General features: G+C 69.7%; 12 protein-coding genes. 8 read left to right on the top strand and 4 right to left on the bottom strand.

What is annotated here, in order from left to right:
- Positions 1-25: 25 nt before the first annotated feature.
- The 7 genes from U3649_RS00885 to U3649_RS00855 all read left to right on the top strand — a co-directional run bounded on the left by U3649_RS00885 (position 26) and on the right by U3649_RS00855 (position 8,925).
- Positions 26-1,915, top strand: coding sequence for an ABC transporter ATP-binding protein (locus U3649_RS00885; RefSeq protein WP_407353022.1), 1,890 nt, complete (start codon positions 26-28; stop codon positions 1,913-1,915).
- A complete protein-coding gene (locus U3649_RS00880; RefSeq protein ID WP_407353021.1) occupies positions 1,912-2,985 on the top strand; it encodes a sulfate ABC transporter substrate-binding protein in 1,074 nt (357 codons plus the stop codon). The genes U3649_RS00885 and U3649_RS00880 overlap by 4 nt, the downstream gene beginning before the upstream one ends.
- A 5-nt stretch (positions 2,986-2,990) precedes the next feature.
- The gene (gene cysT, locus U3649_RS00875) at positions 2,991-3,851 is read left to right on the top strand and encodes a sulfate ABC transporter permease subunit CysT (RefSeq protein WP_407353020.1); all 861 of its coding nucleotides are present in this window, start codon (positions 2,991-2,993) and stop codon (positions 3,849-3,851) included.
- Positions 3,851-4,693 (top strand): sulfate ABC transporter permease subunit CysW, encoded by an 843-nt coding sequence (cysW, locus tag U3649_RS00870; protein WP_407353019.1) that lies wholly within the window; start codon positions 3,851-3,853, stop codon positions 4,691-4,693. The genes cysT and cysW overlap by 1 nt, the downstream gene beginning before the upstream one ends.
- A 5-nt stretch (positions 4,694-4,698) precedes the next feature.
- The gene (locus U3649_RS00865) at positions 4,699-6,762 is read left to right on the top strand and encodes an ATP-binding protein (RefSeq protein ID WP_407353018.1); all 2,064 of its coding nucleotides are present in this window, start codon (positions 4,699-4,701) and stop codon (positions 6,760-6,762) included.
- Between the two features lie 225 nt (positions 6,763-6,987).
- On the top strand, positions 6,988-7,677 hold the full coding sequence (locus U3649_RS00860) for a response regulator transcription factor (protein ID WP_407353017.1): 690 nt from the start codon (positions 6,988-6,990) through the stop codon (positions 7,675-7,677).
- Positions 7,678-7,734: 57 nt separating this feature from the next.
- Positions 7,735-8,925: a porin gene (locus U3649_RS00855; protein ID WP_407353016.1), complete on the top strand. Its 1,191-nt coding sequence runs from the start codon at positions 7,735-7,737 to the stop codon at positions 8,923-8,925.
- Positions 8,926-9,079: 154 nt separating this feature from the next.
- Here U3649_RS00855 and U3649_RS00850 read toward each other — a convergent pair whose 3' ends face one another.
- Positions 9,080-9,814: a methyltransferase domain-containing protein gene (locus U3649_RS00850; protein ID WP_407353015.1), complete on the bottom strand. Its 735-nt coding sequence runs from the start codon at positions 9,812-9,814 to the stop codon at positions 9,080-9,082.
- Positions 9,815-9,859: 45 nt separating this feature from the next.
- On the opposite strand from U3649_RS00850, the gene U3649_RS00845 reads away from it, so the two are divergent.
- The gene (locus U3649_RS00845) at positions 9,860-10,294 is read left to right on the top strand and encodes a hypothetical protein (protein ID WP_407353014.1); all 435 of its coding nucleotides are present in this window, start codon (positions 9,860-9,862) and stop codon (positions 10,292-10,294) included.
- On the opposite strand, the gene U3649_RS00840 is transcribed toward U3649_RS00845, so the two are convergent.
- The 3 genes from U3649_RS00840 to U3649_RS00830 all read right to left on the bottom strand — a co-directional run bounded on the left by U3649_RS00840 (position 10,255) and on the right by U3649_RS00830 (position 14,952).
- Positions 10,255-10,887 (bottom strand): SGNH/GDSL hydrolase family protein, encoded by a 633-nt coding sequence (locus U3649_RS00840; protein ID WP_407353013.1) that lies wholly within the window; start codon positions 10,885-10,887, stop codon positions 10,255-10,257. The two genes, U3649_RS00845 and U3649_RS00840, sit on opposite strands and share 40 nt — an antisense overlap.
- Before the next feature lie 96 nt (positions 10,888-10,983).
- Positions 10,984-12,249 (bottom strand): aminotransferase class I/II-fold pyridoxal phosphate-dependent enzyme, encoded by a 1,266-nt coding sequence (locus U3649_RS00835; RefSeq protein ID WP_407353012.1) that lies wholly within the window; start codon positions 12,247-12,249, stop codon positions 10,984-10,986.
- Between the two features lie 198 nt (positions 12,250-12,447).
- Positions 12,448-14,952, bottom strand: a complete 2,505-nt coding sequence (locus U3649_RS00830) for a TonB-dependent receptor plug domain-containing protein (protein WP_407353011.1) — start codon at positions 14,950-14,952, stop codon at positions 12,448-12,450.
- Positions 14,953-15,394: the final 442 nt, after the last annotated feature.

Below are 15,394 nucleotides of genomic sequence, written 5' to 3'. Positions count from 1 at the left end.
GGCAGCTTTCAGGATGTCTCTCGAAGTGCAGAGCCTCAGTAAACACTACGCCGGGCGCGCGGTCGTCCACGGCGTGTCCTTCACCGTGACGGGGGGCGATCTCGTGGTGCTGCTCGGACCCAGCGGCAGCGGCAAGAGCACGATCCTGCGCATCATCGCCGGCCTGACCGCTGCGGACGCGGGAAGGGTGCGCGTCGACGGGAGCGATGTCACCCAGCTCCCGCCGCAGGGCCGCGACCTCGGCTTCGTGTTCCAGAACTACGCATTGTTCGAACACCTGACCGTCGCCGACAACGTCGAATTCGCGCTGCGGGTGCGCAAGGTCGACAGTCACGCCCGGCGGGTGCGCCGTGACGAGCTGCTGGAATTGGTCGGACTCGGCGGCAGCGCGCGCAAGTACCCGGCGCAGCTGTCCGGCGGCCAGCGCCAGCGCACTGCGTTGGCGCGTGCGTTGGCGCACAGCCCGCGCCTGCTGTTGCTCGACGAGCCGTTCGGGGCGCTCGACGCCCGGATCCGCCAGGAACTGCGTCAGGGTTTGCGTGAACTGCTCAAGCGCATCGGCACCACCGCGATCTTCGTCACCCATGACCAGGAGGAGGCTTTCGCCATCGCCGACCGGATCATGGTGCTGCACCGGGGGCGGTTGCTGGAGGAGGGGTCGCCGCCGCAGCTGTACCGCGAGCCGAGGACGGAATTCGTCGCCAGTTTCGTCGGCCGTGCCAACCTGCTTCCGGGCGAGTTGACCAGGTCCGGCGCGCGGATCCGGCTGGAGGCCGGGCCGCCCGACCCCGAGGTGGTCCCGCGGCGGGTGAAGATCCTGCTGCGGCCCGAGAAGCTGCGCCTGTTGCGCGCCAACAGCCCGACGCCCGCGGACCGCGACCTGTTCTCGCACCCGGCACGGGTCGATCGCATCGAGTATCTCGGCGCCAGCGAGCGCGTCTACCTGTCGGTGAACACCGGCGAGGCGGGTGCGGGCGGGCGCCGCCATCTGCTCGAAGCACTGCGCTCGATCGAGGCCTCGCACCTGGTGCCGCTGCAGGCCGGGGACGAGGTCACCCTGTTCGCGGAACACGTGCATGCGGTGCCGCAGCCCGATCTGCGGATCCTGGCGATCGCGCCGGACGATCCAGACGGGCATGCGGTGACCGGTTTGGCGTTGGCCTACGGGGAACGGACCCACGCGCTGGTCACGGTGCTCGGCGGCGCGGTGGCGGCGCCCGACCTGCACGCGAGGCTGGAGCACTACCGACAGTCCTTCGCCGGCGACCTGCGGCTGATCGACAGCAGCGCGCACGAGGTCGATCTGTGGCGTGCGGCACGCGCGCACCTGGACGGGGAGTCCTGTGACCTGGTGCTGCTGCCGGTCTCGATGCGGCAGCCGCAGAAGCTGCTCAAGTTCCTGCGCGAGGCAGGCGTGCAGCAGGTCCTGTTGGCCGCTCCGTACGGCAACCCCCTGGCCGCCGCGGGCCGATCACGCTGGTCGGTGCTGCTGCGCGCGTTCGCCGCCGGCCAGCCAGACATCAACCTGCTGGCGGAAATGGCGGGCGAAGCGGGGGCGAACGTGGAAATGCGCGACCTCGCTGGCGGCGCGCTTCCATCCGGCGAGCCCGCGCGCTGGAGCGATGCGCTGACCCTGCGCAGCGTGGCGTTCACCATCGAAGATGGCGCCGCCACCGGTCCAGCGGACGAGGTCATTCCGATCGACGAGTCGGCCGACGTCATCGCGCTCGACCTGGGGCCGCGCTCGGCCTTGGGCGCACGTCAGCAGGCCTGGCTCAGGGCGCTGGACGGGCGCTGGGCGTTCCTGATGGTGCAACCCGACGAGTCCGATCTGCATCTGTTTCCCACCAGCGCATTCCGCAATCGGCGCGGCGACCGGTCGCGGACGCCCTTCGTGCAGGAGACCGTGCCATGAGCCCGGACCGATCCGCCCCCGCGGCGCCCCGCCGCCGGTTCCGGCGCGCGTTCGCGGCTTCGGCGCTGCTCGCACTGGCGGCCTGCGGCGGCGGGGATCCCTCCGACGCCGCGTTACGGTCCGGTGCCGCGGCGGAAGCGTCGCTGCTGAACGTTTCCTACGACCCCACGCGCGAGTTCTATGCCGAGTTCAACGCCGGCTTCGTCGACGCGTGGCGGCGCGAGCACGGCGCCGCGCCGCAGATCCGCATGTCGCACGGCGGTTCGGGCAAGCAGGTGCGCGCGGTGATCGACGGGCTGGAAGCCGACGTCGTGACCCTGGCGCTGGCCGGCGATGTCGACGAACTGGTGCAGCGCGGGCTGGTCGATCCGGGTTGGGAGGCCGAACTGCCCGACAACAGCGCGCCGTACACCTCGACCATCGTGTTCCTGGTCCGCCGCGGCAACCCGAAGGACGTCCGTGATTGGCCCGATCTGGCGCGCGACGGCGTGGCGGTGGTGACGCCGAACCCGAAGACCTCCGGCGGCGCGCGGTGGAACTATCTGGCCGCCTGGGGCGCAATCCTGAAGCAGGGCGGCAGCCAGGCCGATGCGGAAGCCTTCCTGACCCGGGTGTTCCGCTCGGTGCCCGTGCTCGACACCGGTGCACGTGGATCCACCAACACCTTCGTGCAGCGGCGCATCGGCGACGTGCTGCTGGCCTGGGAGAACGAGGCGCTGCTGATGCTGCAGGAGTTCGGCAACGACGATTTCGAGATCGTGCGTCCCCCGGTGAGCATCCTGGCCGAACCGTCGGTGGCCATCGTCGACAAGGTCGTGCGCCGGCGCGGTACCGAGGCCATCGCCAAGGCCTACCTGGAGCGGCTGTATTCGCCGGAAGGCCAGCGCCTGGCCGCCAAACACCACTTCCGCCCGCGCGATCCCGGAGTGTTGGCCGAGCATGTCGACGAGTTCCCGCGCATGGAGCTGTTCACCATCGACGAGTTGTTCGGCGGCTGGCGCCAGGCGCAGGCCGAGCATTTCGCCGAGGGCGGCCGCTTCGACAAGATCTTCGCTGCGCGCGGCCGGTGAATGCGGTGGCGGCCAACGCGGAGCGCCTGCCGCGACGGCGTTCGGGCCTGCGTCGCCTGCATCCCGGATTCCGGTTGACGCTCGGGATCACGGTGGCGTATCTCGGGCTTATCGTGCTGCTGCCCATCGCGGCCGCGTTCCTGAAGTTGCTGGACATCGCGCCGTCCGAGATCTGGCGCATCGCCACCAGCGACCGCGCGCTCGCCGCCTACCGGCTCAGCTTCGGCCTGTCGTTGGCAGCGGCGCTGATCAATCTGGCATTCGGCACGGCGACGGCCTGGGTGATGGTGCGCTACCGCTTTCCCGGACGACGCATCCTCGACGCGATGATCGATCTGCCGTTCGCACTGCCGACGGCGGTGGCAGGCATCGCCCTGGCGACGCTCTATGCCAGCCACGGCTGGATCGGCCGGCCGCTGGCGATGCTGGGCGTCGAGGCTGCTTTCAGGCCGACCGGCATTCTGGTGGCACTGGTGTTCGTGGGCCTGCCGTTCGTGGTGCGCACGGTACAACCCGCGTTGCAGGACCTCGACCCGGCGCTCGAGGAGGCCGCCGCTTCGCTCGGCGCCAGCCGCGGACAGAGCATGCGCCTGGTGGTGGCGCAGCACATCCTGCCGGCAGCGCTCACCGGTTTCGCGCTGTCGTTCTCGCGTGCGGTGGGCGAGTACGGCGCGGTGATCTTCATCGCCGGCAACATCCCGTTCGTGTCCGAAATCGCGCCGCTGCTGATCGTGGTGCAACTGGAGCAGTACGACTACGCCGGGGCCACGGTGCTGGCGGTGGCCATGCTGATCCTCTCGTTCCTGTTGTTGCTGCTGATCAACCTGCTGCAGCGCTGGAGCGGCAACCGGCGGCTGGTCGCCTGATGGACGGACACAACGCGCCCGCATTGCGCGATCCGCCGTGGCTGCGCCGCATGCTGGTGACGGTGGTGGTGGCGTTCCTGTTGCTGTTCCTGGGCCTGCCGCTGGCGGTGGTGTTCAGCCAGGCGTTCTCCGGCGGCTGGGAGACCTTCGTCGCCGCGTTGAGAGAACCCGACGCGCGCGCCGCGATCCGGCTGACCCTGCTGGTGGCGGCGGTCGCGGTGCCGCTCAACGTCGTATTCGGCCTGGCCGCCGGCTGGGCGCTGACCCGGTTCCGTTTCCGCGGCAAGAGCCTGCTGGTCACGCTGATCGATCTGCCGTTCTCGGTTTCGCCGGTGGTCGCCGGCCTGGTGATGGTGCTGTTGTTCGGTTCGCAGGGCTGGTTCGCGCCGGTCCTGGGCGTTCTGGATTGGCAGGTGATCTTCGCCGTGCCCGGCATCGTGCTGGCGACGCTTTTCGTGACTTTTCCGTTCGTTGCGCGCGAGCTGATCGCCTACATGCAGGAACAGTCGACCGATCCGGAGCAGGCGGCCTATACCCTCGGTGCCGGTGGCTGGCGCACGTTCCGGTACGTGACGCTGCCGACCATCCGCTGGAGCCTGCTATACGGCATCCTGCTGTGCAATGCTCGCGCGATGGGCGAGTTCGGGGCGGTTTCGGTCGTCTCCGGCCATATCCGCGGGATGACCAACACCATGCCGTTGCACGTCGAGATCCTCTACAACGAATACCAGTTCACCGCGGCGTTCGCCGTCGCGTCGCTATTGGCGCTGCTCGGACTGATCACCCTGTTCGCCAAGGCCGTGGTCGAGCAGCTGTCGCGGCATCACGGGCGCGGGATATGAATGCCGTGCTCCATCAGCGCCTGCCGCGCCTGTTGCTGTTCAGCCATGTCGGACTGGTGCTGCTGCTCGCGGTGCTTCTGCTGGCCACCGGCGCGGGCATCATCAGCGCGTCGCTGCGCGAACGGACGCAGGCGCAGGCGACCCAGGCCGCGGCCGAGGCGCTGTCGCGGCTGGAAGACCAGCGCCGCGAGGTGATGACCGTCGCCGGCCTGCTGTCGGAGCGGCCGACGCTGCACGGCTATCTAAGGCGCGATCGGCAGTCCGAGGCACGCGAGTTCCTCGAAGCCTTCCGCACGACCGCGCGGATGGATTACGTCAGCGTCGAGCGCGGCGGCGGGCCGTTCGTGCAGGGCGGCACCCTGCCGCCCGACCCGTTGCGCCCGGGGCTGCAGTTCGATCCCGTCCGCGGCCGCTTCTGGTACGTCGAAGCCGCGCCGGTCGCGATGCAGGAGGGTGCCCGTGTGGTCCTGGCGCGGATCCTGCCGGAAGGAGGATTCGCCGCGCAGTCGGACGATGACGCCCGCATCCGCCTGATCAGTCCGCTCGGGATCGTCCACGGACAGGATGCGCAGGCGCGGGACGGGGACGATGACGAGGACGAGCTGCGCAATGCCTATCGCCACGCCTGGACCACTGGCAAGGCCGAGACGATCGGCCCGCTCGGCGCGGATGCGGTGATTCGTATCGAGCCGGTGCATTCGGCGGCCGGGGAAGTCGACGCGCTGGTGGCCGTATCGGTCCCGCGCGACGTGCTCCGGCGCGACACCCTTGGCTGGTTGACCGCGTTCGGTATCGGCAGCCTGGCGATCGCCACACTCGCGGCCATCGTCGCGGCCTGGTTGGCGCGGCGGATCTCGCGCCCGTTCTCGATCCTGGCCGACGCTGCCCGGCGCTTGGGCGTCGGTGATCTGGAAACTCCGGTCGCCCTGCCCGAGACCGAATTGGCCGAACCCGCCGCGCTGGCGCGCAGCCTGGAAGGCATGCGCCGGCAGGTGCGTGCGTTGACCGAGCAGGAGCGCCGTCAGCGGCAGGAACTGGACACCGTCCTGGACGGCGTCGGCGACGGCATTGTCGCGGTCGACACGCAGGAAGTGATCCGCTACGCCAACCGCCAGTTCCTCGATCTGCTCGACCGTGACGAGGCCGACGTCGTTGGTCATCCGTTCGATGCGGTGCTGATGCCCGCGCCCCTGGATGGCGCGGCCGGCGAGGCGTCGCCCCACCCGCTGTCCGAGGCACGTGCCAACGGGCTGGCGCACGTCGTAGGGCGGTACCTGGTGCGTCGACGACCGTGCAACCTGGTCGTCCGCAGCGCCGCGCCGATCGGTGGACGCCAGGTCGCGATCGTGCGCGAGGAGACCAGCGACGAGGCCTCGCGGGCGATGCGCGATGCGATCCTCGCCAACCTGTCGCACGAGTTCCAGACTCCGCTGTCGGCGCAGATCGCCGCGATCGAGTTGCTGCGCGACCATTTGCGGGGCGGTGGCGACGCCGTCGCGATCCGGCTGATCGATGCGCAGTTCCGCGGCGCGCTGCGGCTTTCGCAACTGGTCGACAACCTGCTCGACAGCCTTCGGATCGAGAGCGGCGAGATGCGGTTGCGGCGGGAGGAGGTGGACTTCGTCGCGCTGGTCGAGGATGCGATCGCGCTGATGCGGCCGTTGCTGGAGCAGCGCGACCAGCGCACCGTCATGTCGCTTCCGCGCAGCGAGCATGTGTTGATGGGCGACGGACCACGGCTCTCGCAGGTGGTGGTGAATCTGCTCGCCAACGCCAACAAGTTCGCGCCCGACCAGAGTTCGATCTGGGTCGACATCGTCTGGGGCGACGAGACCGTGTCGCTCTGGATCGAGGACGAAGGCCCTGGATTGCCGCCGATGCAGTCGCACGCGGACCTGTTCGCCCCGTTCCGGAGGGCGCCGGATCAGGAGCCGTCGCAGCGAGGCGCCGGCCTCGGGCTGGCCATCGTGCGCGCCCTGGTCGAGCAACATCGCGGCCAGGTCGTAGTCGCCGTGCCGCGCTATCGCCAGGGCGCCCGCTTCGGCATCGTGCTTCCCTTGGAGTCCTAGCATGAAACAGATCGCATTGTGTTCCAGTGGCCGCCGGGTGGTGCCGCCTGCAGACCCGCAACGTCATGCCGCGCGGCACCGCCCGGCGACCACTGGGCCGCAATCGGCGGCAGGGACAGGCAGGGAGCGCGGGACGGTATCGTCGTCCAGACGCGCACCGGCCGCCGGCGCAACCGCGGCGGTGCGGTGCACGCGACACGCACCGATGGAATCCGGAAATCCCCGATGCGCATCCTGATCGTCGACGACGATGTCGAACTGGTGGGACTGCTGGAGTTCGCGCTGGGCAATGCGGGCTACGAAGTGGCGATCGCATTCGACGGCGAGCAGGCACTGGCGCAGGCAACGCGCCTGGCGCCCGACCTCGTGGTGCTCGACGTCAACCTGCCAGGGCGCGACGGGTTCGCGGTGCTGGCCGCGTTGCGTCGGGACAGCGACGTCCCGGTGATGATGCTGACCGTCCGCGCCGGCGAGGAGGACGAGGTGCGGGGACTCGACCTCGGTGCAGACGACTACCTGCGCAAGCCGTTCAGCCCGCGCGCGCTGCTGGCGCGGATCCGGGCGCTGCTGCGCCGTGGCGGCGACGGTGAAGAGCCCGTGCTCTTGGTCGGGCCGCTGTCCATCGATGCATCCCGCAGCGAGGCGCGGGTGGCCGGCGGCGGAGCGTGCCGGCTTTCGACCCTGGAACTGCGCCTGCTGCGGCTGTTGTTGGGCCATCAGGGCAAGCCGGTCGACCCGCAGCGGGTCATCGGTTTCGTCTGGTCCGACCGCGACGCGGCCGACCGCGACGCGCTCAAGCAGCTGGTGCACCGCCTGCGCCACAAGCTGGAACGCATCGGCGGTTCCGGCGACTGGATCGAGCACGTGCCCAACGCCGGCTACGCGTTCGCGCCGCGCGACGGGCCCAGGACCTGACGCAGTCCGACCACTGCACCCGTTTCCTTGTTCCACGTTGGCGTCCAGGAGGAGCCGATGCGCATGCTCTTCGCCTCGCGTCCTGCGCATCTCAGGCGGGCCGGCACGTATTCCGCCGTCGCGACCGCGCTGCTGGCGGCGTGCACGACCGCAGCCGCCCAGGAGGCGCCGCTGCGCGTGTACGGCTACGTGCACTACGACTTGCGCGATTTTTCCGACGACGGGTCCGGCAGCGGCGCGGGGTCGTCGGAAGTGCGGCGTGTGCGGCCGATCTTTGCATACCGCCGCGACAGCTGGTCGCTGCGCTTCATGCCCGACCTGCAGCGGAACCGAAACCAGGTGCTCGACGCCTACCTCGACCTCACCCCCGGCGCACGCTGGAACCTGCGCATCGGCCGCTTCAAGTCGCCGTTGAGCATCGACCGGCTGAAATCGATCAACGCCGCGGCGATGGTCGAGAACAGCGTGGTCTCCGAAATGACCCCCAACCGCGACAACGGCGTGCTGCTCGGCATCGACATGCTGCCGGACGACGCGCTGCGGATCGAATTGGGCGTATTCGACGGCGCTGCGGACGGCGAGGTGAAGGGGGCTGTGGATCATGGCATGGAGGCCATGTTGCGGCTGGTCGCCACGACGGCCGTGGGCGGCGCCCGGTTGCGCTACGGCGGCGGTCTCAGCGGCGGCCATCGCGAAGGCGCGGTTGGCGACGCCCGCCTGGGGCAGTACCGCACCTCCGGGCGCGCGGTGTGGTTCCGCCCGGCGGCCGATGCCTATGCCGATGGCGACACCGCGCGCTCGGTCCTGTTCGCCGATGCCTATGACGGGGCGTGGCATGGACAGGTCGAATGGGCGCGTTCCGAGGCCACGGTACGCGCAGATGCCGCGTCGAAGACGCTGGCGCATCGCGGCTGGGAAGTGCAGCTCGGACGGGTCCTGACTGGCGAGGACCGCGACTTCGCGCGGGTCGTCCCGGCCCGATTGACGATTCCCGGCGCCGGTATTCCGGTCGCGATCGAGCTGACCGGACGTTACGGCGAGATGCGGATCGATCCGGACGCCTTTCCCATATTCGCCGATCCCGCCGACAGCGGCAGCCGTCTGCGCGTGCGTGGTCTGTCGCTGGGGCTGTGGTTCCCCAAGGAGTGGCGGTTGACGTTCGATTATGAGGACAGCCGGGTCGACCTGGCCGCCGACGGCCGCCTGCATGAACGGGTATTGCTGACGCGTGCGGCGATCACGTTCTGATGGCACCCGCGGCACGGGAGCGACGGCATGGCCCCGCCGGCGGCCCAGGGTTGCAGGTGTCGCGACTTCCGTCGCTCCCACAGGGTCCACCTGTCGTCGCTCACTTCCCTTGGTGGGAGCGACGGAAGTCGCGACGGGAACGAACGGCGCGCGGCTACCCGCGCGGCCGCGCCACCACCAGCCAGTTGTTGAACGGGGTCCGGCCGTACAGCGGGGCGAACGTCGCCTGCAGGCCCGCATCCTCGAGCGTGTGGCGCAGGCCGTCGGCGGTCGGGTAGCACTTCGGCCGTTCCTGCATCCAGCCGATCAGGTTGGCGAGCCGATCCGTGACGCGCGTGGTCTGGCCGCGGCGCGTGCGGTCGCCCAGGCCGGTGCGGATCACCAGCCGGGCGTCGGCGGTGAGCATCGCTGCCGCCGTGGTCAGCAGTTCGCGCTGCGCCGCGTGCGAGAGGTACTGCAGCACGTCGAGGATGGCGACGCTGCCGCGGTGCGGCGGCATGCCGCGGGCGAGGTCGACGACTTCGAACGCGGCATCGGCCAGTCCGGTCGCGGCGGCGCTGCGCCGCGCCCGCGCGATCTTCGCCGCGTCGATGTCGACGCCGCGGTAGGCCATCGCCTGCCCGTCCGCGTGCAGCGCGTGCGCCAGCAGGCCGAGGCCGCAGCCGAGGTCGAGCAGCGGCGCATGGCTACCGCGCAGTGCCGCCAGCACCCCCGGATACAGCGGGTCGGTGCGCAGCTTGAACAGCGTATAGAAATAATCATGGCGGTTGCCCAGCGGATGTTCCGGCAGGAACGCGCGGGCGATCCGCGCCGAACGCGCGCGGTCGAGCGGGCGGCCATCGCCGGGCGGCGGGTCCGCGGGTGCGGATTCGAGGGACGGGGTCTGCATGCGTGGGATCATGGCGCCGCGTTGCCGACACGCTACCATGCCGCCATGAGCCTGCGTCGCCAACCGAAGCTCGCCGCGGCCGCGTTGGGCATCGCCCTGGCGCTGGTGCTGGCCTGGGTGCTGGCGGTGCCGGTGCTGTCGGGCCGGTGGCTGGATCGCCCGACGCCGCTGGAGCCCGCGCTGCTGCCGGTGCTGTCGCTGGTCTGCGGCGGACCGGTGCTGGCGCTGGCGGCGCTCATGGTGGCGGCCCGGCTCGAATACCGGCGTGCGCTGCGTGCGCTGTTCGCCGGCGCGCTGGCGACCTCCGCATTCTGGGCGCTGTACCACGGCTGGGTCGCGTGGTGGGCGGCCGCGTCGACGGCCGGCGATGCCGACATCGGCATCGGCCTGCTGATGCTCGCCTCGCCGCTGCTGGTCGCGGCGGCGATGACGCTGGCCTATCAGTTCCCGGGCCTGCCGCCCGATCCCGACAGCCGTTGACGCGCGGCCGGCAGCGCCAGCCGCGCCCACTCCGCGTACATCGCCGCCGAGGGGTGCAGACCGTCCTCGGCCAGCATGTCCGCCTCGGCGCCGCGCGCGCGGCTGACCGCGGTGATGTCGACGAAGGCGACGCCGCCTGCGGCGCAGGTCCGCGCCGCGGCGGCGTTGTAGGCGTCGAGCTCGCGCGCGACCCGCGCCGGGTCGCGCCCCGACTGCGCCGCGAACGGGGTCATGCCCCAGTCCGGGATCGACAGCACCAGCACGCGGTCGGCGCGGCCGCCGGCGAAGCCGACCGCGCGCTGCAGCAGCGCCGCGAACTGCTCGCGATAGTCGTCCACGTCGCGGCCGCGATACTGGTCGTTGACGCCGATCAGCAGGCTGACGAAGCCGTAGGTCCCCAGCGGTTCGGCGGCGTCGATCGCCGCCGACAGCTCGCCGGTGGTCCAGCCGGTGACGGCGATGATGCGCGGGTCGGCCAGCGGGATGCCGTCCGCGCGCAGCGCCCGTGCCAGCTGCAGCGGCCAGCGGCCGGCCTCGGGCACCGATTCGCCGATGGTGTAGCTGTCGCCGAGGGCGAGGTAGGACAGTGCCATGCGACGGTTCCGGTGCGTGAGAGGAACGAGAAACGAGGAACGGGAAACGAGAGGAGGAACGCTTCCACTCGTTCCTCGTTTCTCCGTTCCTCGCTCTCAAGCCGCCGAGCTGCGGGGGCTCAACGCCACCACCCGGGTCGCGCGCTCCACGTGCCGCTGCAGCACCCGGTCGATGCGATGGAACACCTCGCGCAGCAGCGCCGGCTCCGGCAGCAGGGTGACGCGGAAATGGTTGCGGTAGGGCACGTTGAAGCTGGAGCCGGGCACGATCAGCACGTCCTCGGTTTCCAGCATCTCCAGCGCGAAGGCGTGGTCGTCGAAACCTTCCGCGGCGGCGCCGGTCACGCCCGGGAACGCGTACAGCGCGCCGGCCGGGGCCATCAGGCGCAGATGTTCGCTGGCCTCGCAGCTCTCGATCACCGCGCGCCGCGCCTCGAACAGGCGACCGCCGGGCGCGCACAGCGGGCCGATGGTGTCGCTGCCGTCCAGCGCCGCCTGGATCGCGAACTGCCCCGGCACGTTGGCGCACAGCCGCAGCGCGCCGAGCAGGTCCATGGCGTGGTGGAAGTCGCCGCAGGCGGTGGGATCGCCCGACAGCACCGCCCAGCCCACCCGCCAGCCGCAGGCGCGGTGCACCTTGGACAGGCCGCTGAACGACAGGCAGGGCAGGTCGCCGGCCAGCGGCGCCAGCGGTTCGAAGTTCGCGCCTTCGTAGAGCACGCCGTCGTAGATCTCGTCGACCATCAGCAGCAGGCGGTGCTTCTCGGCGACGGCGACGATGCGCTCGAGCAGCGCGCGCGGATAGACCGCCCCGGTCGGATTGTTCGGGTTGATCAGCACGATCGCACGGGTGCGCGCCGAGACCAGCGATTCGATCTCGTCCGGATCGGGCAGGAAGCCGTCCTCGGGGTTGCAGCGGTAGAACACCGGGCGGCCGTCGTTGAGGATCGTCGCCGCCGACCACAGCGGGTAGTCGGGCGAGGGCAGCAACACCTCGTCGCCGGGATTGAGCAGCGCGCGCAGCGAGATGTCGATCAGCTCGCTGACGCCGTTGCCGACGAACACGCGCTCCGGCGACGCGTTGGGCGTGCCGCGGCGCCGATGGTGCGCGGCGATCGCCTCGCGCGCCTCCGGCAGGCCCTGCTGGTGGGTGTAGGGATCGGTGTCGTGGATGTGGTCGGCGATCGCGCGCTGCAGGTGTTCCGGCGCGCGGAACCCGAACGCGCCCGGGTTGCCGATGTTGAGCTTGACCAGCGTGCGTCCCTGGCCCTCCAGCTCGCGCGCGCGCCGGGCGAGCTCGCCGCGGATCTCGTAGCGGACTTCGGACAGGCGTTCGCGGGTCTTGAGGGTGCGGATGGTCACGTCGAGGGACCTGGGGGGCCAGAGCGCGATGCTATCGGAAAAGCGCGACCGAGGTGGCCGGGAAAGAGCGCGCGGCAGCCGACGCCTCGTATCGGGCAAGCGGCGACGCCGCCCGGGGGAAGCCGGGCGGCTCGTGGTCGGCGCGGTGCAGGCGGTGTCGGGAGGCGATCCCGATCCCGGCCGCCCGCCGATGCCGGGTCAGAGGTCCAGCTGCATGCGCAGGTAATAGTAGCCGCCGTTGAACCCGAACGGGCTGGAAGCCGGATAGCGGGAGGCGCCGTGCGGATTGTTGATGGGCGTGCGCTCGTCGGGATAGACGTCGAACAGGTTGTTCACGCCGGCCCTGAGCGTCAGCGACTCGCCGAACCTGCGGGCGAGGCTGACATCGGTGAGCCACTTGGCGGAGAACGTCTCGTCGTAGATTGGGTTCACGTTGGCGTTGCGGTACTTGCCGTGCCGCATCAGGCGCGCGAACAGCGTCCAGTCGCCGACCTCGTAGTTGCCGGAGAAGTTGAAGGTGCGCCGGGGCTGGCCCTCGGAGTAGCTGATCTGCCGGTCGCGGTTGTAGAGGTCGATCGAGGTGATCTCCCGCAGTTCGGGAGGGGTCTCGACGGTGCGCAGGATCTTGCGGTTGTTGAAATTGATCGCGGTGGTCAGGGTCAGGCGGCTTCCGCCGGCGAAGTCGATGCCGTAGGAGCCGGTGATGTCGAGGCCGCGGACGCGGGCGTCGATCGCGTTGATCGGGAAGCTGGCGCCGCTGATGTTCGGATAACCGTTGGCAGCGAAGAACTCGCGTGCCCGGTCGTCGTTGAAGGTGCTGGACGATGCGAGCTGGTCGTCGACCTCGATCTGGTAGAGGTCCACGGAGGCGTGGAACGAATCCGTGAACTGGAATGTGCCGCCGAAGCCGAAGCTCAGCGATTCCTCCGGTTCCAGGTCCTTCGCGCCCATCAATCGCGCGACCGGGTCGGAGGGCGGAAAGCGCCGGGTGACATAGGACACGCCCTGGATGAAGCTGGAGCTGGTCGAGGTGTAGTACGAGTCCACCAGGGTCGGCGCCCGAAAGCCGGTGCTGATGCTGCCGCGCAGCGCGAACACCGGGTTGAACGCCATGCGGAAGGAGAGCTTGCCGTCGAGCGTATTGCCGAAATCGCTGTAGCGCTCGAAGCGGCCGGCCGCGGAGAGGGTCAGGCGGTCCCAGAACTCGGTCTCGGCGTCGGCGTAGACCGCGTAGTTGCTGCGGCTGACGTCCACTTCGTCCTCGGGGCGGAGGGCGCCGAAGCCCTGCGAGCCGGCATTGGTGGTGTTGCCTGCGTTGGGGCCGTCCAGCACCGGCGCGCCGCCGTGCTCGTAGCCGGCCGGCCATCCGGCCCGGGTCGCGAAGCTGTCCCGACGGTATTCGCCGCCGAGTGCGAGGTAGATCGGCGATTGCCAGCCGAGATCGATCTGCCGGGTCAAGTCGAGGTTGGTGACCGCCTGGGTCAGCGAGTACTTGCCGGCATAGAACTCGGTCGGGCTGTCCGCGCCGAACGAAGGGTTGAGGGTGTTCCGCGGATAAGGGCGGGTACTGTTGTTGCCCCAGCCCTGGCTAAGGTCGAAATCCCACTCGCCGAGCATGCCCTTGAGGCCGATGTTGATCGACGCGTCCGATACGATGCCGAGCATCAGCGGCTGGAAGCCGTCCGGATAGATGGCGCGTACGTTGTTGTTGTCCAGCGGGGCGCGGAACACGAAGGGGGTTTCCACCTCGCGCCGGGCATAGCCGCCGAAGCCGTACAGATCCAGGGCGCCGACGGGAACCTCGGCATTGAAGAAGATCGCGTTCTCGTCCCGCTTCGGGTCGCCGATGCGGTACGTGTTGTACCGGTCGAACGTGGCCTCGCGCGGATCCAAGGTGTCGCCCGGCCCCAGCACCGGCGTGGCGTCGTCGGGGCCGGTGGTCGGGAAGATCACCGGGTTGCCGTCGCGGTCGCCGAAATACATCTGCCGCTTGTCGTACCCCTGCCGGTTGGTCATGTTCTGATTGCGATGATAGAACGACGCGTGCAGGAAGCCGCTGTCGCCCAGAGCGAAACCGTGGTTCAGGCTGAATTCCATGGTCTCGCCGTCGCCTTCGTAGGTCTGGCCGATCGTGGTTTCCAGCCGCGTGCCCAGGTCCCGGCGCAGGATGACGTTGACCACGCCGGCGATCGCATCGGAGCCGTACTGCGCGGCGGCGCCGTCCCTGAGGACCTCGATGTGGCCGATCGCGGTGGGCGGGAACGAGTTGAAGTCGGCGGCGGCGTTGGAACCGTTGACGCCGAGGTGACGACGCTTGCCGTTGACCAGCACCAGCACCTGCGAGGAGTTGAGGCCGCGGATCGAGAGGCGGCGCATGAAGGACGAACCGTTGGCTGTATTGGTGGGCGGGAAGTTCACCGACGGCACCAGCGACGACAGCATCGATGGTGTGTCGCTGTAGCCCGCGGCGCGCAGGTCCTCCTGGCTCAGGACGTCGATCGGTACCGGCGATTCCAGCACCGTGCGGTTGCTGAAGCGGGTGCCGGTCACCACCACCGTGTCCATCTCGGAGGCGGTGGGGGTCGCAGGGGCGTTGTCGAATGCTGCGGCTTCGTCCGTGGAGGCTCGTGGCTCCTGGGCATGGGCCGAGCAGATCGCGCTCAGGGAAAGGGGGATCAGCAGGCTGAGGGCGGTGCGTCTCATCCGGCGTGGGCGGGCATGCATGAGGTGGAAACAATGCGATGCGTCGTTGCGGGTGTTGAACACGGTCTGCTCCCTGAAATGGCGTGCTTTCGAACGCTGCAGGCGAGCAGCGTGAATCGTTCAGTGAAGCGAGCTGCCTCGTCCATCCGCCTGTGCGCGCTCGTGTGTTGCAATTTCGAGGGTACTGAGCGCGGCGATGGCCCACCATTGAAAATGCTTGGCCGACCTATAACGTCAAGCTAATGGTGGCTTCAGCATCGTGCGCGTCATGCACACCCGAACCCCGATAACGCGCGGATCCGAGTGACGCCGGCGGACACTTTCGCGGCATCGCGCAGCATGCGCACGTGGGGCTCGCTTGCGGACAGGCAATGTACGGACAAGAAGGCCGCCACCGTGGCCTGACGGGCGTGTCGGCCTTGCCGCCGGTCCCGATCGGCCC

The organism is Luteimonas sp. R10, assembly GCF_045689605.1.
Lineage (GTDB): Bacteria > Pseudomonadota > Gammaproteobacteria > Xanthomonadales > Xanthomonadaceae > Luteimonas.
This window is presented reverse-complemented; position numbering and strand designations above follow the sequence as displayed.

Excerpts from the sequence above, each read along its gene's own strand:
- U3649_RS00880 (WP_407353021.1), top strand. The coding sequence starts at position 1,912 with ATGAGCCCGGACCGATCCGCCCCCGCGGCGCCCCGCCGCCGGTTCCGG.
- cysW (WP_407353019.1), top strand. The coding sequence starts at position 3,851 with ATGGACGGACACAACGCGCCCGCATTGCGCGATCCGCCGTGGCTGCGC.
- U3649_RS00860 (WP_407353017.1), top strand. The coding sequence starts at position 6,988 with ATGCGCATCCTGATCGTCGACGACGATGTCGAACTGGTGGGACTGCTG.
- U3649_RS00855 (WP_407353016.1), top strand. The coding sequence starts at position 7,735 with ATGCGCATGCTCTTCGCCTCGCGTCCTGCGCATCTCAGGCGGGCCGGC.
- U3649_RS00850 (WP_407353015.1), bottom strand. The coding sequence starts at position 9,814 with ATGCAGACCCCGTCCCTCGAATCCGCACCCGCGGACCCGCCGCCCGGC.
- U3649_RS00845 (WP_407353014.1), top strand. The coding sequence starts at position 9,860 with ATGAGCCTGCGTCGCCAACCGAAGCTCGCCGCGGCCGCGTTGGGCATC.
- U3649_RS00840 (WP_407353013.1), bottom strand. The coding sequence starts at position 10,887 with ATGGCACTGTCCTACCTCGCCCTCGGCGACAGCTACACCATCGGCGAA.
- U3649_RS00830 (WP_407353011.1), bottom strand. The coding sequence starts at position 14,952 with ATGAGACGCACCGCCCTCAGCCTGCTGATCCCCCTTTCCCTGAGCGCG.